Origin of the sequence: Halomonas sp. 328 (assembly GCF_015645095.1) — a bacterium.
In the GTDB taxonomy this organism is placed as follows: domain Bacteria; phylum Pseudomonadota; class Gammaproteobacteria; order Pseudomonadales; family Halomonadaceae; genus Bisbaumannia.
In genome coordinates, this window is the sequence record NZ_JADOTW010000013.1 from 73205 (window position 1) to 92443 (window position 19239).

The following is a 19239-nucleotide window of genomic DNA, read 5'->3' on the forward strand; positions in this document are numbered from 1 at the left end:
GAGCTCGATCCCGAGTCCTCCGGCCCCTTTTTCACCCATCCTGGCCTCCTGCCCGGGTGGGTGATTTTGTATACGGACATGCTAAGCTCGCAGCCATAAGAGGAGGCGCCGGCAGAGCGCCAAACGGCCCACGATCCCACACAGAACAGCGCGAGACGAGAGATGAACGAGACCAAGCGTCCCCTCTATGTACCCTATGCCGGCCCTTCGCTTCTGGAGATGCCGCTGCTCAACAAGGGCAGTGCCTTTACCCTCCAGGAGCGCATCGCCTTCAATCTGGTGGGGCTCTTGCCGCAGAACGTGGAGTCCATCGAGGAGCAGGCGGAGCGGGCCTACCGCCAGTACCAGCAGTGCCAGACCAACCTGGACCGGCATATCTACCTGCGTGCCATTCAGGACGACAACGAGACCCTCTTCTTCCGGCTGCTGGAGGAGCACCTGGAGGAGATGCTGCCGATCATCTACACCCCCACCGTGGGGGAGGCCTGCGAGGAGTTTTCCAATATCTACCGCAACCACCGGGGCCTCTTCATCAGCTATCCGGACCGGGCGCATATGGACGATATCCTGCGCAGCGCCACCAAGGACAACGTCAAGGTGATCGTGGTCACCGACGGCGAGCGCATCCTGGGGCTCGGCGACCAGGGCATCGGCGGCATGGGCATTCCCATCGGCAAGCTCTCCCTCTACACCGCCTGCGGCGGCATCAGCCCCGCCTATACCCTGCCCATCACCCTCGACGTGGGCACCAACAACCAGCAACTCCTCGACGACCCCATGTACATGGGCTGGCGCCATCCGCGGGTCTCCCAGGCGGAGTATGACGCCTTTATCGCCGACTTCATGGCCGCGGTGAAGCGCCGCTGGCCCAAGGTGCTGCTGCAGTTCGAGGACTTCGCCCAGACCAACGCCATGCCGCTGCTGGAGCGCTACCGGGACGAGCTGTGCTGCTTCAACGACGATATCCAGGGCACCGCCGCGGTCTGCGTGGGCACCCTGCTGGCCGCCTGCAAGGCCAAGGGCGAGAAGGTCAGCGAGCAGCGGGTCGCCTTCGTCGGCGCCGGCTCCGCCGGCTGCGGTATCGCCGAGCAGATCATCCTGGCCATGCAGGCCGAAGGGCTCGCCGAGGCCGAGGCCCGGGCGCGGATCTTCATGGTGGACCGCCACGGCCTGCTGACCCGTGACATGCAGGAACTGCACGATTTCCAGGCGCGTCTGGCCCACGACGCCGGCGACTTCGCCGATACCAGCCTGCTGGGGGTGATCCGGCAGGCCAGGCCCACGGTGCTGATCGGCGTCTCCGGCCAGCGCGGCCTCTTTACCCGGGAGGCGATCGAAGCGCTGCACGCCGGCTGCCCGCGGCCCCTGGTGATGCCGCTCTCCAACCCCACCTCCAAGGTCGAGGCGACCCCCGAGGAGGTGCTGACCTGGACGAAGGGGCAGGCCCTGGTGGCCACCGGCAGCCCCTTCGCGCCGGTGGAACTCGACGGTCAGAGCTACCCCATCGCCCAGTGCAACAATGCCTATATCTTCCCCGGCATCGGCCTGGGGGTGATCGCCGCCGGGGCCACTCGGGTCACCGATGGCATGCTGATGGCCGCCTCCAATGCCCTGGCCAAGACCGCGCCGATGGTCAGGGAGGGAGAGGGCGCCCTGCTGCCGGCCCTGTCGGAGATCCGCGAGGTCAGCCTGGCCATCGCCTTCGACGTGGCCAAGCAGGCCCAGGCCGAGGGGGTGGCGCTGCGCAGCGACGATGAGACCCTCAGGGCGGCCATCGAAGCCAATTTCTGGTACCCGCGCTACCGGGATTACCGTCGCCGGGCCTTCTAAGCCGGGCTTGCCTAAAGCGACGACAGGGTAACGCAACGGGCCCCGCCATCTGGCGGGGCCCGTTGCGTGATGGCGGGCGCCGGCTCTCAGTCCTGGGACAGGGCGGCCACCACCTCGTCGACCTGCAGGCGCAGGCTCTGCAGGCCGCCGCCGGAGAGGTACCAGAGGGCGGGGGAGAGCACCACGACCCGGGTCGACTCGGCACCCACCGCGGCCAGCGCCGCCTCCAGCTCGTTCGTCACCAGGGGGGCATCGCCGATGGCGGCGCTGCGATCGACGATCAGTAGCGCCTCGGGAGCCAGCTCGGCCACGGTATCGGGGGAAAGCGGCGTGAAGACTCGCTCGCCACGGGCTTCGCCGGGCAGCTCGGCGGCTCCACTCGGCTGGGCCAGCCCCAGTACCTGGTGAACCACCGGGTGGGAGTTGAGCATCAGGTTGCCGCCGTTGTGGGTGGCCACCAGCACCGCGGGGGCGCCGTCCAGGGCTTGCCGGGCCGCCTCGACATGGGCATGCAGTGCCGTCAGGGCCGGCTCGGCATCGGCCTCGAGACGCTCGGCCAGACGGCGGGCGTTGGCGTCCACCGCGGCCAGGTAGTCGTCACCGGTGAGGGAGGTATCCTCGACGTCGGCCAGGGCCGCGAACTCCTCCCGCCAGTCTCCCTGGCGCCCGGTGATCACGATCAGCGAGGGATCCAGGGTCGCCAGGGCCTCCAGGTCGGGGGAGCGCAGGCCGCCGAGATCCGCATAGGCGTCGTCTTCGAAGGCCGCGAGGTAGTCGGGCAGGGTCTGCTTGGGGACCCCGGCGACGCGGGATTCCAGGGCCAGGGCGTCGAGGGTATCGAGGCTGCCCAGGTCGAAGACGGCGAGGCGTTCCGGGGATTCGGCCTGGGCGCTGCCGGCCAGGACCAGCAGGGCGGCGGCCAGGGTAAGACGAGGCGTCATCGTCGCTCCTTTTGTCGAGAATGAGTCGCAGGGGATAATCCCTCGCACTATCTCAGATCATGGAGCGCCTGTCGGCCGCGAATCCTCGAACGGGGTGTTGCAGGGGGCGGCCCATCAGGGGCCGCCTGGTGGGAGGGGCGATACGCCGTCAGGCCGAGCCCGTTCAGGCCGAGCCTGTTCCGGCCAAACCTATTCAGGCCAAACCTATTCAGGCCGAACCGATCATCTTGCGCAGTACATAGTGGAGGATGCCGCCGTGGCGGTAGTACTCCAGCTCGTTGGCGGTATCGATGCGGCATAGCGCCTCGAGGTGCTTCTCGCCCTGGTCGGAGGCGATGGTCACCTTGACCTTGCCGCCCGGGGTCAGCTCGGAAAGCCCCGCGATGGAGACCCGTTCGTCGCCGGTCAGGCCCAGCGTCTCGCGGCTCTCTCCCTCGGGGAACTGCAGCGGCACCACGCCCATGCCGATCAGGTTGGAACGGTGGATGCGCTCGAAGGACTCCGCCAGTACCGCGCGCACGCCGAGCAGCCGGGTCCCCTTGGCGGCCCAGTCGCGGCTGGAGCCGGTGCCATACTCCTTGCCGGCGATCACCACCAGGGGGGAGCCCTCCTGCTGGTAGCGCATGGCGGCGTCATAGATCGCCAACTGCTCGCCGGAGGGCACATGGCGGGTCTCGCCGCCCACCACGCCGTCGAGCATCTCGTTTCTGATGCGCACATTGGCGAAGGTGCCGCGCATCATGATCTCGTGGTTGCCGCGCCGCGAGCCGTAGGAGTTGAAGTCCACCGGCTTGACGCCACGCTCCTGCAGGTAGCGCCCGGCAGGGCTGTCGGGCTTGATGGCCCCGGCCGGGGAGATATGGTCGGTGGTCACCGAGTCGCCCAGCAGGGCCAGGATATGGGCCTCCTCGATATCCTCGATGGCTTCGGGTTCGCGTCCCATGCCCGCGAAGAAGGGGGGATGCTGAATATAGGTGGAGTCCGTGGACCACTGGTAGACCTGGCTCTGGGGGACCTCGATGCTCCGCCAGGCGTCGTCGCCGTCGAAGACCTCGGCGTACTCCTTGTGGAACATCTGGGTGTTGACCTTGGCCACCGCCTCGGCGATCTCCGTCTGACTCGGCCACAGGTCCTTGAGATAGATCGGCTTGCCATCCTTGCCGTTGCCCAGCGGGTCGCGGCTAAGGTCGAGGCGCACGTTACCGGCCAGGGCATAGGCCACGACCAGGGGCGGCGAGGCGAGCCAGTTGGTCTTGACCAGGGGATGCACCCGGCCCTCGAAGTTGCGGTTGCCGGAGAGCACCGAGGCCACCGCCAGGTCGCCGGCCTCGATGGCCTGCTCGATGGGCTCGGCCAGGGGGCCGGAGTTGCCGATGCAGGTGGTGCAGCCGTAGCCCACCAGGTGGAAGCCCAGGGCCTCCAGGTCCTCGCTGAAACCGCCGGCCTCCAGGTAATCGGTGACCACCTTGGAGCCCGGTGCCAGGGACGTCTTGACCCAGGGCTTGGTGGTCAGGCCCTTCTCCCGGGCCTTTCGCGCCAGCAGGCCGGCGGCCATCATCACGCTGGGATTGGAGGTGTTGGTGCAGGAGGTGATGGCGGCGATCACCACTGCGCCGGGGTGAAGCTTGAATGCCTCGCCATCCAGGTCGATCTCCTGGCTGTCGTGGTGCTCGTAGCTGTCCTCGATACCCACCGCGGTCTGGCCGCCTTCCGAGGCGAGATTGCCGTTCTCGTTGGAGGTGTCGGTGGGGGCCTCGATCGGGGCCTTGCCATCGTCGCGCATGAAACCCGTGAAGGCCGCGGGTACCTCGGGCAGGGCGACGCGGTCCTGGGGCCGCTTGGGACCGGCCAGGCTGGCCACCACCTCGCCCATGTCCAGGTGCAGGGTATCGCTGAAGATCGGCTCGTCGCCGGGCTCCCGCCATAGCCCCTGGGCCTTGCAATAGGCCTCCACCAGGGCGACCTGGTCGTCGTCGCGGCCGGTCAGGCGCAGGTAGTGGAGGGTTTCGTCGTCCACCGGGAAGAAGCCGCAGGTGGCGCCGTACTCTGGGGCCATGTTGGCGATGGTGGCGCGGTCGGCCAGGGGCAGGTCCTCGAGGCCGTCGCCATAGAACTCCACGAACTTGCCCACCACGCCCTTCTTGCGCAGCATCTCGGTGACCGTCAGCACCAGGTCGGTGGCGGTGATGCCCTCCTTGAGCCGGCCGGTGAGCTTGAAGCCGATCACCTCGGGGATCAGCATGGAGACCGGTTGGCCGAGCATGGCCGCCTCGGCCTCGATGCCGCCGACGCCCCAGCCGAGCACCCCCAGGCCGTTGATCATGGTGGTGTGGGAGTCGGTGCCCACCAGGGTGTCGGGGTAGGCCAGGGTCTTGCCGTCCTCCGGCTTGGTCCACACCGTCTTGCCCAGGTACTCCAGGTTGACCTGGTGGCAGATGCCGGTGCCCGGCGGCACCACCCGGAAATTGTCGAAGGCCTGCTGCCCCCAGCGCAGGAAGGCGTAGCGCTCGTGATTGCGCTCCATCTCGATGGCCACGTTGTCCCTGAAGGCCGTGGGGTTGCCGAACTTGTCGACCATCACCGAGTGGTCGATCACCAGGTCCACCGGCGACAGGGGGTTGATGCGTGCCGGATCCTCGCCGAGGGCCTCCACGGCGGCGCGCATGGAGGCCAGGTCCACCACCCCGGGCACCCCGGTGAAATCCTGCATCAGCACCCGGGCGGGGCGGTAGCCGATCTCTCGATCGGAGCGCCCCTGGCGCTGCCAGTCGACCAGGGCCTGCATGTCGTCCGCCGAGACGCTATCGTCCTCGGCGAAGCGCAGCTGGTTCTCCAGGAGGATCTTCAAGGTCTTGGGCAGGCGGGTGATATCGCCGAGGGTCTCGGCGGCCTTCGGCAGGCTGTAGTAGTGGTAGGTGGTGCCACCGGCGTCCAGGGTCTGCTGGCAGTTCGGCGTGGTCGCGTTCATGCGTTCCTCCTTATCGAGGCTGGTCGGTCCGTCGGCGGGGTGGCCGCCATCGAGCTCCCATGGGTCAGAGATGGGCATGACAGAGGGCGTCTTCAAGGCGAGGGGCGGCTAGACTTGAAGGCAGTGCGCGCCGCCCCCATCTTCTTATTTGCCCGGCGGTGCGCGGGGAGCCTGACATGCATGAAGAAATGCTGAATTCTCTGGCCGTGCACTGTCCCTACTGTAGCACTGCCTTCGACCTGCTGGTGGATGCCAGCCAGGGCAGCCATCAGACCTGGGAGGATTGTCCGCGCTGCTGTGCGCCGATCCAGGTCAGGGTGGAAGTGGCAGCCGCCGATGGGGAATCGGTGGAGGTGACCCTGGGGCGGGATGACGAGGTCGTCTAGCCGTCATGGGGTCGTCATCGGGCGCAGATAGGGTCCGGCTATATGTCCTATTGGGCTTATTAAATTGCCATATCGGGGCACCCACCTTAGTCTAGTCCCCGTTCAAGTTCACGACAGCAACACCCACTCTCGTTAAGGAGATTTGCATGAGCGTACTGGTTGGTCGTCAAGCCCCGGATTTCGAAGCGGCAGCCGTTCTGGGTAACGGTGAGATCGTCGAGAACTTCAAGCTCTCCGACAGCAACGGCAAGCTCCGCGTCCTGTTCTTCTGGCCGCTGGACTTCACCTTCGTGTGCCCGTCCGAAATCATCGCCCACGACAACCGTCTGGCCGCTTTCCGTGACCTGGGCGTCGAGGTGATCGGTGTCTCCATCGACTCCCAGTTCACCCACTACGCCTGGCGCAAGACCTCTCCGGAGGCCGGCGGCATCGGTGAAGTCGGCTTCCCGATCGTGGCCGACGTCAAGCACGACATCGCCCAGGCCTACGGCATCGAGCATCCGGAAGCCGGCGTCGCCCTGCGCGCCTCCTTCCTGATCGACGAAGATGGCGTCGTCCAGCACCAGGTGGTCAACAACCTGCCGCTGGGCCGCAACGTCGACGAGATGGTGCGCATGGTCAAGGCCCTCAAGCACCACCAGGCCAACGGCGAAGTCTGCCCGGCCGGTTGGGAAGAGGGTAAAGAAGGTATGCAGGCCGACGCCGAAGGCGTGGCCAAGTACCTGGGCGCCAATGCAGAAGCCCTGTAAGCGACCCTAGTGTGAGGAGGCGGCCTGCGGGCCGCCTCTTTACGTTCGGGGCGGTGTTACAATGCCGTCGGTGTTGTGGCCTGTGTCCTGTCAGGGCCCAGACCAGAACATCCCCGCCTTTGATGACGCGACGAGGTTTCCGATGAGCGAAGTACGCCATGAACGCCTGATCATTCTCGGTTCCGGCCCGGCCGGCTATACCGCCGCCGTCTATGCGGCCCGTGCCAACCTCAAGCCGCTGCTGATCACCGGCATCCAGGCGGGGGGGCAGCTGACCACCACCACCGATGTGGACAACTGGCCCGGCGACGAGAACGGCGTTCAGGGGCCGGAGCTGATGGAGCGCATGAAGCGTCACGCCGAGCGCTTCGATACCGAGGTGCTGTTCGATCATATCAATGCGGTGAGCCTGGGCGAGCGCCCCTTTACCCTCAAGGGCGATAGCGGCACTTATACCTGCGATGCCCTGATCATCGCCACTGGCGCCAGCGCCCGTTACCTGGGGCTGCCCTCCGAGCAGCAGTTCATGGGCCAGGGGGTCTCCGCTTGTGCCACCTGCGACGGCTTCTTCTACCGCAACCAGGAAGTGGTGGTGGTGGGCGGCGGCAATACCGCCGTGGAAGAAGCGCTCTATCTCTCCAATATCGCGTCCAAGGTGACCCTGGTGCATCGCCGCGACAGCCTGCGTGCCGAGAAGATCCTCCAGGACAAGCTGTTCGAGAAGGCCGCGAACGGCAACGTCGTACTGGAGTGGAACCACACCCTGGACGAGGTGCTGGGCGACAACAGCGGCGTGACCGGGGTGCGCATCCGGTCCACCCTGGATGGCAGCACCAAGGAGATCCAGGCGCCGGGGCTCTTTATCGCCATCGGCCATAGCCCCAACACCGGCATCTTCGAGGGGCAACTGGAGATGAACAATGGCTATATCCAGGTGAAGTCAGGCCTCGACGGCAATGCCACCGCCACCAGCGTTCCCGGCGTCTTCGCCGCCGGTGACGTCATGGACCATGTCTACCGCCAGGCGGTCACCTCCGCCGGGACCGGCTGCATGGCCGCCCTCGACGCCGAGCGTTACCTCGACGAGCTCTGATAAGCGGCCAGGAGCAAGCCACCGCCACAAGCCCCTCCCCTTGTGGCCAGCAATGCGGGCCGAATGCGGCTCCTCGCTCCTGCCTAGTAGTGCGGCGGCACTTCGTGTTCGGGGGAGTAGCCGCCGTCCTCCTGTTCCTGCAGGGCGTGGTGCTGCTCCCTCAGCCTGGTCTGCATCAGTTGGCTGAGGCGCTCCAGGTGATCCAGCCGGCGCTCCTTGTCGGCCACCGCTTGATCCAGGGTCTCCAGCCAGTGCTCCTGATAGGCGATGCGGCTCTCCAGCGCCTCCAGGCGGGCTTCCAGCCGGGCGAGCGGGCCTGGATTTGACGTGCTAGAATCGCTCGGGTCTGTCTCGTCATGCATAGCGGCACCTTCATCGTGGTTGTTACCGGCATCGTTGTCGTATCCGGACGCCGCTTCTCGTCGCCGCCGTGCTGGCGTTTTTACTGTCTTCATAACAAGAGAAGTCGAGGTCCATGAATCAAAAGGTATTGCTTCGTTGTAGCCTGATCAGCCTGCTGCTCGCTACCCCGGCCCCGCTGCTGGTGGCCGTGCTGGTGGCCCAGGCCAATGCCGACCTGGCGGCCCTGCTCGGTGAGTTGCTCGCCTCCGGCGAGGTGGCGGCCACCTATCTGGCGGCCGCCGCCGCGGTCTTCCTGTCGCTGCTGGTGGCCACCCTGGCGGTCAACCTGCTGACCCCCCGGCTGGCGACCCTGGCCGAGGTGGAAGCCGACGATCGCGAGATCGGTGAGGTGAAGTGGTTCAACGTCAACAAGGGCTACGGTTTTATCACCCGCGGCAATGGCCAGGATGTCTTCGTGCATTTCCGGGCCATTCGCGGCAAGGGGCACCGAACCCTGGCCGAGGGCCAGAAGGTGCGTTACCAGGTGATCGAGAATGAGCGGGGGCTTCAAGCCGACGATGTCACCGTGATCACCTGATAAACGGCCTGACATCGCTCGGCGGGTTTTGCCCGTCCCCGCGACTGACGACAATGCCCCGCCTCGGCGGGGCATTGTCGTATCCGGGGTAGGGCATCGCTCACTGCCCGGAGTCGGGCCAGTGAAAGAGCTCCCCCTCCTGGCCCGGGCGCACCCGCCAGAAGCGGTCCGGGTCGTCGCCGGGCTGCCAGCCGCCCAGGGAGCAGCGCACCTCGCAGCCGAGGGCGTCGGCGGCTTCGCGGGCGCAGCTTCGGTCATCCGCCCAAGGGGTCGCGGGGCTGTCGAACCACAGGCTGGCAAAACCGTCGGCGGCCTTCTCCACCAGCAGCACCGGCACGCAGTCGCCCTGGCAGCGTCCCCGGGTACGCCACTTGCCGCGCCCCGCGGGGGCCAGGGGCGGAGCGTCCAGGCGTTCACCCAGCCAGGCATCGAGCCGCTCACGGTCGGCTTCGGCCAGGTAGATCTCGATATCTGGATAGTGATCCATAATCGCCTCAGGAATTAATGAAGAGACGGTCGAGGATCGCCTCGTAGATCAGGCTCAGGGTGTCCAGGTCGGCGGCGCGGATCCGCTCGTTGACCTGGTGGATGGTGGCATTCAGGGGGCCCAGCTCCACCACCTGGGTGCCCAGGGTGGCGATAAAGCGCCCATCCGAGGTGCCGCCGGCGGTGGAGAGCTCGGGGCGCCGCCCCAGTACCGCCTCGACGCCGCTCACCGCGGCCTCCACCAGCTCCCCCTCGGCGGTGAGGAAGGGCTCGCCGTTGAGGGTCCAGTCGATATGGAAGTCGAGGCCCTGGGCGGCGAGGATCGCCTCGGTGCGCTCTCGCAGCTGTTCGTGGGTCACCTCGGTGGAGTAGCGGAAGTTGAAGACCACCTCCAGCTCGCCGGGAATCACGTTGGTGGCGCCGGTACCGGCGCGAATATTGGAGATCTGGAAGCTGGTGGCCGGGAAGAAGGCGTTGCCGTCGTCCCAATGCTCATGCACCAGCGCATCCAGGGCCGGCGCCGCCTCGTGGATGGGGTTGCGGGCCAGATGGGGGTAGGCCACATGGCCCTGCTTGCCCTTGATATGCAGCACGCCGCCGAGCGAGCCGCGGCGACCGTTCTTGATCACGTCGGCGAGTTCGCTGGTGGAGGAGGGTTCGCCGACGATGCAGTAGTCGAGGCGCTCGTGGGCCTCGCGCAGGTGCGCCACCACGGCCCGGGTGCCATCGACCGCGGGCCCCTCCTCGTCGGAGGTGATCAGGAAGGCGATCTTGCCAGGGTGCTCCGGATGGGCGGTCACGAAGCGCTCCACCGCGGTGATCATAGCCGCCAGGCTGCCCTTCATGTCGGCGGCGCCGCGTCCCCAGAGCATGCCCTCCTCGTCGATGCAGGGTTCGAAGGGGGGGTGCTGCCAATGCACATGGGGGCCGCTGGGCACCACGTCGGTATGGCCGGCGAAGGCCAGCACCGGGCCGTGGTGGCCACGCACCGCCCAGAAGTTCTCCACGTCGCCGAAGGGCAGGGGCTCGATATGGAAGCCGAGCCGTTCCAGGCGCTCGATCATCACCGCCTGGCAGCCGGCGTCATCGGGAGTCACCGAGGGGCGCCGCATCAAGTCCATGGCGAGGTCGAGGGTGGGGGAGAGGTCGGCAGAGGAGGCACTGGCGGACATGGGCATTCCTGATCGGGAAGAGGGCCGGGCCCGCTCTGTGGCGGGCCCGGAGGCGCTTAGTTGTGGGCGTGCAGCGCTTCGTTGAGGGCGATGGCGCTCTTGTTGGTCAGGCATTCGATGCGGCCATTGACCGAGTTGCGACGCAGCAGCAGGTCGTCCTGGCCGGCCAGGTCGCGGGCGGCCACGGTCTGGACCTCCTGGCCCTGGTCGTCGAGCAAGACGACCTTGGCGCCGGCGGTGATATAGAGGCCCGCTTCCACGGTGCAGCGATCGCCCAGCGGGATGCCGATGCCGGCATTGGCGCCGATCAGGCAGCCTTCACCCACCTTGATGACGATATTGCCGCCGCCGGAGAGGGTGCCCATGGTGGAGCAGCCGCCGCCGAGATCGGAGCCCTTGCCCACCATCACGCCGGCGGAGATGCGCCCTTCGATCATGCCGGGGCCTTCGGTACCGGCATTGAAGTTGACGAAGCCCTCGTGCATCACGGTGGTGCCCTCGCCCAGGTAGGCGCCCAGGCGTACCCGGGCGGTGTCGGCGATGCGCACGCCGCCGGGAACCACGTAATCGGTCATCTTGGGGAACTTGTCGACGCAGTCCACCGAGAGGGGGCGCCCTTCCAGGCGTGCCTTGAGGCGGCGCGCCGGCAGCTCCTCGATATCGATGGCGCCCTCGCTGGTCCAGGCCACGTTGCGCAGCAGGCCGAACATGCCGGTAAGGTCCAGGCCGTGGGGCTTGACCAGGCGGTGGGAGAGCAGGTGCAGCTTGAGGTAGACCTCGGGAGCGGACTCCGGAGCGCTGTCCTCGGCCAGGAACATGGCGACCAGCGGCCGTTGGCTCGCGGCGAAGGCCTCGGCCAGCTCGGCCTGGTCGGCATGACCGGCCTCGCGCAGGGCGCTGGCCAGGGCGGCACAATGCTCCGGCAGGAAGCTCACCGCGGCCTTGCCGGCGGGGGCGTCCAGGGCCTTGGCGGCGGCGGCCACCAGGCTGTCGTCGGGGTTGAGCAGGGGCGCCGGATAGTAGATCTCCAGCCAGTCGCCCTGGGTGTTCTGGGTGCCGATTCCGAGTGCAAAGCTCAGCATGGGGTGTGTCCTCTTGGAAAATGGGGCGAGCCGCGGCTCAGCCCGGAAGATTGTCGTAGTCGCCGTCGCGGTAGCCCACCAGGACCTCGCCGCCGGTATCCAGCAGCGGGCGCTTGAGCAGGGTGGGGTGGGCCAGCATCAGTTCACGGGCCTTGTTGGCATCGACGTCGGCCTTGTCGGCCTCGTCGAGCTGGCGCCAGGTGGTGCTGCGCTTGTTGAGCAGGGTCATCACCGGCACCCGCTCGAGAAGATGCTCGAGCAGCGGCGCCGAGAGGCCATCCTCGCGCAGGTCATGGAACTGGTAGGGGATGCCGGAGCCGTCCATGGCCTTGCGGGCCTTGCGGCAGGTGTCGCAGTTCTTGATGCCGTACAGGGTGAACATCAGCCTCTCCTTTCGATAAAACGGCGCAGTCGCCGGGCCGCTTCCACCGTGGCCTCCACCTCGGCGACCAGGGCCAGGCGCAGGCGCCCGCGGCCGGGGTTGACCCCGTCGGCGCCGGGGCGGCCCATATAGCTGCCCGGCAGCACGCTGACGTGCTCCTCGGCGAACAGCGCCCGGGTGAAGGCCTCGTCATCGCCGCCGGGCACCGCCGGCCAGAGGTAGAAGCTGGCCTCGGGGGTGGGGAAGTCCATGACCGGGGCGAGGATCTCGGTGACCGCGGCGAACTTCTCCCGGTAGGCGTCGCGGTTGGCGCGCACATGGGCCTCGTCGCTCCAGGCAGTGATGGAGGCGTGCTGCAGCGGCAGCGACATGGCGCAGCCGTGGTAGGTGCGGTAGCGCTTGAAGGGGGCGATCAGCCCGGCATCGCCGGCCACGAAGCCGGAGCGCAGCCCCGGCAGGTTGGAGCGCTTGGAAAGCGAGTGGAAGACCAGGCAGCGGCGATAGTCGTGACGGCCCAGGGCCGCGCAGGCCTCGAGCAGCCCGGGGGGCGGGGCGGCCTCGTCCAGGTAGAGCTCCGAGTAGCACTCGTCGGAGGCGATGATAAAGTCGTGTTCATCCGCCAGGGCAATGAGTGTCTTGAACTCGTCGAGGGGCGTGACCGCCCCGGTGGGGTTGCCCGGCGAGCAGAGGAAGACGATCTGCACCTCGCGCCAGGTCTCGGCGGGCACGGCGTCGAAATCGGGGCGGAAGCCGCTCTCGGCGGTGCAGTCCAGGTAGAGGGGCTCGCCGCCGGCCAGCAGGGTGGCGCCCTCGTAGATCTGGTAGAAGGGGTTGGGCACCGCCACCCTGGCCGGCCGAGTGCGGTCCAGCGCCGCCTGGACGAAGGCGAAGATCGCCTCCCGGGTACCGTTCACCGGCAGCACCTGGGACTCGGCATCCAGGTCGCTCAGGCCGAAGCGCCGGCGCGCCCAGCCGGCGATTGCCTCGCGCAGCGCGGCCGTCCCGGGGGTGGCCGGATAGCGCGCCATCTCGTGACGATGCTCGGTGAGGCTCTCCAGCGCCGCCGCATAGGGGGCATGCTGGGGCTCGCCGATGGTCAGGGGGATCGGCTCGAGGTCCGCGGGGGGCGTGACGCCGGCACGCAGGGCGGCGAGCTTCTCGAAAGGATAGGGCTGGAGGGCGTCGAGATCGGGATTCATGGGTGTCCTGGCCGCCCGGCGCGGGCGAGATATCGTTATTGGCGCGGGCCCGTGGATGCCGAGGCCCCGGGTGCATCTAGGAGGCTGTCGGACTTAACGCTGATCTACTGCGAATCCCGGGCTTTCGGCCAACTTCATTCGATCCATTTCGTTAAATAGCTCGCTATTCGCCTCAATCGATCGATAAATTTGACTCGAAATCCGTGATTCTCGTCACGATCGGTCAAGCCCGACAGCCTCCTAGGCAAGCGATTATAGGGAAGCGGCCCTGGGGCCTCAAACCCGTGGCGGCTTAGACGTCCAATACTTCGATCAGCCGTGCCCGCAGCCGCTCCTGGCGGGCCGGGTCGGTCAGCGGCTCGCCGGCCTTGGTAGTGATAAAGAAGACGTCCTCGACCCGCTCGCCCAGGGTGGCGATCTTGGCCGCCGAGAGGGCGATGTCCTGCTCCATGAAGATGCGCCCCACCCGGGCCAGCAGGCCGGGGCGGTCCGGGGCCACCAGTTCCAGCATGGTGCGCTCGTTGGCCAGGTCCTGCTCCAGGGCGACCCGGGTCGGCACCTGGAAGTGCTTGAGCTGGCGCGGGGTGTGGCGGGTGACGATCTGCGGATAGTCCTCCGGGTCGTCCAGCTCCTCCACCAGGTGGGCGCGGATCGCCTCCAGCTGGTCGCGATCGCGGATCGCCTGGTGCTGGTGATCCAGGACGATAAAGGTGTTGAGGGTCCAGTCGTTGCTGGAGGTGGCGATCCGCGCGTCATGGATGGAGAGGCCCAACTGGTCCATGGCGGCGGCGGTGGCGGCGAAGAGGTCATCCGCGGAGCGGGTGTGGATAAACACCTTGGTGCCGCCCTCGGCCATGTCCTCGGTGGGGGCGCTGATCAGGATCAGCGGCAGCCGAGAGCCCTCGTGGGCGAGGATGCCCTGGGTCTGCCAGACGATCTCGCTGGGGGCGTACTGCAGGAAGTACTCCTCGCCCAGGGAGTCCCACAGCCGGGCCACCCGCTGGCCGTCGGCGCCCACCGCCAGCAGCAGCGAGAAGGCCTCCTCGCGGGTCTCGCGCACCCAGTCCTCGCGATCCGGCGGGTTCTCCAGGCCGCGGCGCAGGGCACGCTTGGTCTCGGCATGCAGCTGGCGCAGCAGCGAGGCCCGCCAGCCGTTCCACAGCGCCGGGTTGGTGGCATTGATATCCGCCACGGTGAGCACATAGAGGTAGTCCAGGTGGATCTCGTCACGCACCAGGCGGGCGAAGTCGCGGATCACGTCCGGGTCGGTGATGTCGCGCTTCTGGGCCACCTTGGACATCAGCAGGTGGTTCTCCACCAACCAGCTGACCAGCCGGGTGTCCCGGGGCGAGAGGCCGTGGCGTTCGCAGAAGGCCTCGGCGTCCCGGGCGCCGAGGAGGGAGTGGTCGCCGCCGCGCCCCTTGCCGATATCGTGGTAGAGGCCGGCGATCCACAGCAGCTCCAGCTTGGGCAACTGATGCACCAGCACCGAGGCCACCGGGAACTCCTCCCGGGCCTCCGGCTCGCGGAAGCGCTGGATGCACTTGAGCAGGCGCAGGGTGTGGGCGTCCACGGTATAGATATGGAAGAGGTCGTGCTGCATCAGCCCCACCGCCTGGCCGAACTCCGGCAGGTACTTGCCGAGCACCCCGTAGCGGTTCATGCGCCGCAGCTGGCGGGCCACGTTGCCGGAGGAGCGCAGCAGCTCCATGAACAGGCTCTGGTGGCGCAGGTCGTCCCGGTAGAGGTCGTCGATCAGGTGGCGATGGTCGCGGATCAGGCGGATGGTGTCGGCGCGTACCCCCTCGATCTCCGGATGCTGGGCCATCAGCAGGAAGAGCTCCAGCAGGGCCGCCGGCCGGTAGCGGAAGACGCCGGGGCTGCGCGCCTGGATATAGCCCCCGGTGACCTCGAAGCGGTCGTTGAGGGGGCGGGTCTCGAGGCGCTCCTCGCCGCGCAGGATCACCTCGTCGAAGTGCTGCAGCAGCATGTCGTTGAGGCCCGCCAGCGCCGTCACATGGCGGTAGTAGCGTTTCATGAACTGCTCCACCGCCAGCCGTTCCGGGGTGTCCCGGTAGCCGAACAGTTCGGCGATGGTGCGCTGGTGGTCGAACAGCAGGCGATCCTCGGCGCGCCCGGCCAGCATGTGCAGGGCATAACGCACCTGCCACAGGAAGGCCTGGCCCTGGCTGAGGATGCGCAGCTCGGCGTCGTTCATGAAGCCGTTGGCCACCAGCTCCTCGTAGCCCAGGGGGCCGAAGTGGCGCTTGGCGACCCAGCCGATCATCTGGATATCCCGCAGCCCGCCGGGGGAGCTCTTGATATTGGGCTCCAGGTGATACTCGGAGTTGTTGTAGCGGTAGTGGCGGGCGATCTGCTCCTGCCACTTGGCCTCGAAGAAGCGATCCGCCGGCCATAGCCGCTCGGTGGCCAGGCGCTGGCGCATGGCCTGGCGCAGCCCCTCGGCCCCGGCCAGGGTGCGGCTCTCCAGCAGGTTGGTGATCACCGTGACATCATCGCGGGCCTCGCGCTCGCAGTCGTTCAGCGAGCGCACGCTGTGGCCGATCTCCAGGCCGATATCCCAGAGGAAGGTGATAAAGGCGGTGAGCGACTCCCGGTAGGGGGTATCGTCGTCGTCCTCGAGCAGGAACAGCAGGTCGATATCGGAGTGGGGATGCAGCTCGCCGCGCCCGTAGCCGCCCACGGCGAGCAGGGCGACCCCCTCGTCGGGCCAGGGGTGGCGGGCCCAGGCGATGGCCAGTAGCTGGTCGAGGCACCAGGCGCGGCCACGCACCAGGTCGCGGATATCGGCGCCATTGCGAAAGTGCTCGTCGAGGCGCGCCTGGATCGCCTTCAGCTCCGCCTTGAAGGGGGCGATGGGAGAGCGGTGGGTCTCCAGTTCGGCGGCGAAGGCCTCGCCGTCGAACAGGCCCGGGTCGGGGCGGAAGCGATGATGGTGTAGCAGCATGTCAGTGCTCGAGAAAGCCGAGGTCTTCCTCGCTGCGGGCGGTGAGCACCTCGACGCCGTCGGCGGTGACCAGCAGGGTGTGCTCCCACTGGGCGGAGAGGCTGCGATCCTTGGTCACCGCGGTCCAGTTGTCGCGCAGCACCTTGGTGCGGTAGCCGCCCACGTTGATCATCGGCTCGATGGTGAAGCACATGCCCTCGGCGAGGGCGATGTCGGCCTCGGGGGCGTAGCCGTCGTAGTGGAGGATCTGCGGGTCCTCGTGGAAGCCGGCGCCGATGCCGTGGCCACAGAAGTCGCGCACCACCGAGTAGCCATTGGCCTCGGCATGTTGCTGGATGACGCGGGCCAGTTCGGAGAGGCGTGCCCCGGGGCGGACCAGGGCGATGCTCTTGTAGAGGCACTCCTGGGTGATGCGGGCCAGCCGTTCGCCCTGGATGTTTTCACCGATGATAAACATCTTGCTGGTGTCGCCGTGGTAGCCGTCGACGGTCTTGACGGTGACATCCAGGTTCATGATGTCGCCCTTCTTGAGCTTCTTGGCGTCGTCGGGGATGCCGTGGCACACCACATGGTTGATGGAGGTGCAGATCGACTTGGGGAAGCCGTGATAGTTGAGGGGGGCCGGTACCGAGCCCAGCTCGTCGACGATGAAGTCGTGGCACAGGCGGTCGAGCTCGCCGGTGGTGACGCCGGCCTGCACATGGGGGGTGATCATCTCCAGCACCAGGGCGGCCTGGCGGCCAGCCTCGCGCATCTTCTCGATCTCGTCGGGCGTCTTGATGGGAACGTTCATGGAATCTCGATCATGGGAAGGGTGGCGCCCCGGTTTGACACCCCGGGAGGCGGCCTCCGCGGGTGGGGCGGCTTCATCTTGGCATCGTTGTATGGTATAAAGCCGCGCGCTTTCCTGCAATCGTCGTCCCTTGTGGCCCTCGGCCTCGCTGGCGATAATAGAGAAGGCGTGAGTCAAACGCCTAAAACACACATGCACCGACACAGGGTCCCGGGTGCCGTGGCGGCCAATGGGCCGAGCGGTCGGATCCCTGGGGTGCATGGAGGCCTAACCCGAGTTTTCAGGAGTCTTTCATGTCTCAAGTCAATATGCGTGACCTGCTCAAGGCGGGTGCCCACTTCGGTCACCAGACCAAGTACTGGAACCCCAAGATGAGCAAGTTCATCTTCGGCGCGCGCAACAAGATCCACATCATCAACCTCGAGCACACCCTGCCGGCCCTGAACGACGCCGTGGCCGTGGTCGAGAAGATGGCTGCCGCCAACAACAAGATCATGTTCGTCGGCACCAAGCGTGCTGCCAGCAAGATCATCAAGGAAGAAGCCAGCCGCGTGGGCATGCCCTTCGTGAACCATCGCTGGCTGGGCGGCATGCTCACCAACTACAAGACCATCCGCGTTTCCATCAAGCGTCTGCGCGAACTCGAAGCCATGCATGAAGATGGCACCTTCGAGAAGCTGACCAAGAAGGAAGTCCTGATGGCCACCCGCGAGCAGGAGAAGCTGGATCGCTCCATCGGTGGTATCAAGGAGATGGGTGGCCTGCCCGATGCGCTCTTCGTGATCGACGTCGACCACGAGCGGATCGCCATCAACGAAGCCAACAAGCTGGGTATCCCGGTCATCGGCGTGGTGGACACCAACTCCAACCCGGACGGTGTGGACTACGTGATCCCCGGTAACGATGACTCCATCCGCGCCATCCAGATCTACGTCCAGGCCATCGCCGGCGCCTGCGCCAAGGCGAAGGAAGGTCGTCCCGACGAATTCGTCGAGGTCTCCGAGTCCGACGAAGTCGCCGAGTGATGCCGTATCGCCGACACTGAGTGTCATCTTGGCCTGCGATCCTGCATCGCGGGCCTGTCAGGCCCCACCAGGGTCGGCGACTAAGGAGGGGGCCTATGCCCCCTTTTTTCCCGCTCTAGCGCCTTGCGCCGCGGGAGCAACACCCCCGATTACCGACGCGAATCATTCAGAGGTTATTACCATGGCAGCTATCAGCGCCTCACAGGTCAAGGAACTGCGCGAGCGTACCGGGCTCGGCATGATGGAGTGCAAGAAGGCTCTCACCGAAGCCGGTGGCGACATCGAACTGGCCATCGACAACCTGCGCAAGAGCTCTGGCCTCAAGGCCGCCAAGAAGGCCGATCGTACCGCCGCCGAAGGCGCCGTGGTCACCCGCGTGGCCACCGACGGCAGCTACGGCGTGATGGTCGAGATCAACTCCGAGACCGACTTCGTGGCCCGCGACGACAACTTCAAGGCCTTCGCCGACCAGGTCGTCGATGCCCTGTTCGAGTCCAAGAGCGACGACGTGGCCGCCCTGATGGGTGGTGACATGGAGAACGTGCGTCAGCAGCTGGTGCAGAAGATCGGCGAGAACATCTCCGTGCGTCGCGCCGTGCTGGTCGAGGCCGGTGAAGGCAACCGCGTGGGCGCCTATGTCCACGGCGGTCGCATCGGCGTGCTGACCGTGCTCCAGGGCGCCAGCGACGAGGCCGCCAAGGATGTCGCCATGCACGTGGCCGCCATCAACCCGGCCGTGGCCCGTCCCGAGCATATGGCTCAGGAGCAGCTCGACAAGGAGAAGGCGATCATCCTGGCCCAGCCGGACATGGCCGGTAAGCCGGAGAACATCGCCGAGAAGATGGTTCAGGGTCGCTTGAAGAAGTACCTGGCCGAGAACAGCCTGACCGAGCAGCCCTTCGTCAAGAACCCGGACCAGTCCGTGGCCGAGTTCGTCAAGGCCGCCGGTGGCGAGGTGATCGGCTTCACCCGCTACGAGGTGGGCGAGGGCATCGAGAAGGAAGAAGTCGACTTCGCCAAGGAAGTGATGGAACAGGCCAAGCGCAGCTAAGGTCTGAGTTCATCGAGACGTGTTGGCGTGCGCGCAAGCGCACGCCTTCGCGTATCCGGCCGGTGCATTCACCGGCCACAGCGTTAACTACGCCAGGAGTCGTCTCTCCCCCTTGATCGCCGAGCGGTTGAGCTAAGGTAGACAGACTCCCCGAATGATTATTGCCGCTGCCAG

Annotated in this window: 17 protein-coding genes; 7 read left to right on the plus strand and 10 right to left on the minus strand. The window is 66.8% G+C overall.

Features of this window, described 5'->3' with window-relative positions:
* Window positions 1-162 precede the first annotated feature (162 nt).
* Window positions 163-1830, plus strand: coding sequence for an NAD-dependent malic enzyme (locus tag IHD13_RS08335; RefSeq protein ID WP_195860578.1), 1668 nt, complete (start codon window positions 163-165; stop codon window positions 1828-1830).
* 86 nt (window positions 1831-1916) lie between these two features.
* Here the strand turns inward: IHD13_RS08335 and IHD13_RS08340 are convergent, their stop codons facing one another.
* Both IHD13_RS08340 and acnA read right to left on the minus strand, forming a co-directional pair.
* Window positions 1917-2771, minus strand: coding sequence for an ABC transporter substrate-binding protein (locus IHD13_RS08340; protein ID WP_195860579.1), 855 nt, complete (start codon window positions 2769-2771; stop codon window positions 1917-1919).
* A 208-nt stretch (window positions 2772-2979) separates the two neighbouring features.
* Entirely contained in the window at window positions 2980-5739 is a 2760-nt protein-coding gene (acnA, locus tag IHD13_RS08345) for an aconitate hydratase AcnA (RefSeq protein WP_195860580.1), read from the minus strand.
* A 176-nt stretch (window positions 5740-5915) separates the two neighbouring features.
* Between acnA and IHD13_RS08350 the strand changes: the two genes are divergently transcribed.
* From IHD13_RS08350 to trxB, 3 genes are all read left to right on the plus strand, one after another.
* Window positions 5916-6125 carry a CPXCG motif-containing cysteine-rich protein gene (locus IHD13_RS08350; protein WP_195860581.1) on the plus strand — a complete coding sequence of 70 codons (210 nt, stop codon included), beginning with the start codon at window positions 5916-5918 and terminating at the stop codon, window positions 6123-6125.
* 146 nt (window positions 6126-6271) lie between these two features.
* Window positions 6272-6874 carry a peroxiredoxin gene (locus tag IHD13_RS08355; protein WP_195860582.1) on the plus strand — a complete coding sequence of 201 codons (603 nt, stop codon included), beginning with the start codon at window positions 6272-6274 and terminating at the stop codon, window positions 6872-6874.
* A gap of 142 nt (window positions 6875-7016) precedes the next feature.
* The gene (gene trxB, locus IHD13_RS08360; protein ID WP_195860583.1) at window positions 7017-7967 is read left to right on the plus strand and encodes a thioredoxin-disulfide reductase; all 951 of its coding nucleotides are present in this window, start codon (window positions 7017-7019) and stop codon (window positions 7965-7967) included.
* An 83-nt stretch (window positions 7968-8050) separates the two neighbouring features.
* On the opposite strand, the gene IHD13_RS08365 is transcribed toward trxB, so the two are convergent.
* A complete protein-coding gene (locus IHD13_RS08365) occupies window positions 8051-8329 on the minus strand; it encodes a SlyX family protein (protein WP_195860584.1) in 279 nt (92 codons plus the stop codon).
* 113 nt (window positions 8330-8442) lie between these two features.
* Between IHD13_RS08365 and IHD13_RS18550 the strand changes: the two genes are divergently transcribed.
* Entirely contained in the window at window positions 8443-8907 is a 465-nt protein-coding gene (locus IHD13_RS18550; RefSeq protein ID WP_195860585.1) for a cold-shock protein, read from the plus strand.
* A 100-nt stretch (window positions 8908-9007) separates the two neighbouring features.
* Here IHD13_RS18550 and IHD13_RS08375 read toward each other — a convergent pair whose 3' ends face one another.
* The 7 genes from IHD13_RS08375 to map form a co-directional block, all read right to left on the minus strand.
* Complete coding sequence (locus tag IHD13_RS08375) at window positions 9008-9394, minus strand: hypothetical protein (RefSeq protein WP_195860586.1); 387 nt, start codon at window positions 9392-9394, stop codon at window positions 9008-9010.
* A gap of 7 nt (window positions 9395-9401) precedes the next feature.
* Window positions 9402-10565 carry a succinyl-diaminopimelate desuccinylase gene (gene dapE, locus IHD13_RS08380; RefSeq protein WP_442786565.1) on the minus strand — a complete coding sequence of 388 codons (1164 nt, stop codon included), beginning with the start codon at window positions 10563-10565 and terminating at the stop codon, window positions 9402-9404.
* A 56-nt stretch (window positions 10566-10621) separates the two neighbouring features.
* Entirely contained in the window at window positions 10622-11647 is a 1026-nt protein-coding gene (dapD, locus tag IHD13_RS08385; RefSeq protein ID WP_195860588.1) for a 2,3,4,5-tetrahydropyridine-2,6-dicarboxylate N-succinyltransferase, read from the minus strand.
* Between the two features lie 37 nt (window positions 11648-11684).
* Window positions 11685-12029, minus strand: coding sequence for an ArsC family reductase (locus tag IHD13_RS08390; RefSeq protein WP_195860589.1), 345 nt, complete (start codon window positions 12027-12029; stop codon window positions 11685-11687).
* Window positions 12029-13228 carry a succinyldiaminopimelate transaminase gene (gene dapC / locus IHD13_RS08395; protein WP_195860590.1) on the minus strand — a complete coding sequence of 400 codons (1200 nt, stop codon included), beginning with the start codon at window positions 13226-13228 and terminating at the stop codon, window positions 12029-12031. The genes IHD13_RS08390 and dapC overlap by 1 nt, the downstream gene beginning before the upstream one ends.
* Window positions 13229-13520: 292 nt before the next feature.
* Entirely contained in the window at window positions 13521-16196 is a 2676-nt protein-coding gene (locus tag IHD13_RS08400; protein WP_195860591.1) for a [protein-PII] uridylyltransferase, read from the minus strand.
* 1 nt (window position 16197) lies between these two features.
* Window positions 16198-16989: a type I methionyl aminopeptidase gene (gene map, locus IHD13_RS08405; protein ID WP_195860592.1), complete on the minus strand. Its 792-nt coding sequence runs from the start codon at window positions 16987-16989 to the stop codon at window positions 16198-16200.
* A 293-nt stretch (window positions 16990-17282) separates the two neighbouring features.
* Between map and rpsB the strand changes: the two genes are divergently transcribed.
* Both rpsB and tsf read left to right on the plus strand, forming a co-directional pair.
* Window positions 17283-18014, plus strand: coding sequence for a 30S ribosomal protein S2 (gene rpsB, locus IHD13_RS08410; RefSeq protein ID WP_146803920.1), 732 nt, complete (start codon window positions 17283-17285; stop codon window positions 18012-18014).
* 181 nt (window positions 18015-18195) lie between these two features.
* On the plus strand, window positions 18196-19065 hold the full coding sequence (gene tsf, locus IHD13_RS08415) for a translation elongation factor Ts (protein WP_195860593.1): 870 nt from the start codon (window positions 18196-18198) through the stop codon (window positions 19063-19065).
* The last annotated feature ends 174 nt before the right edge of the window (window positions 19066-19239 follow it).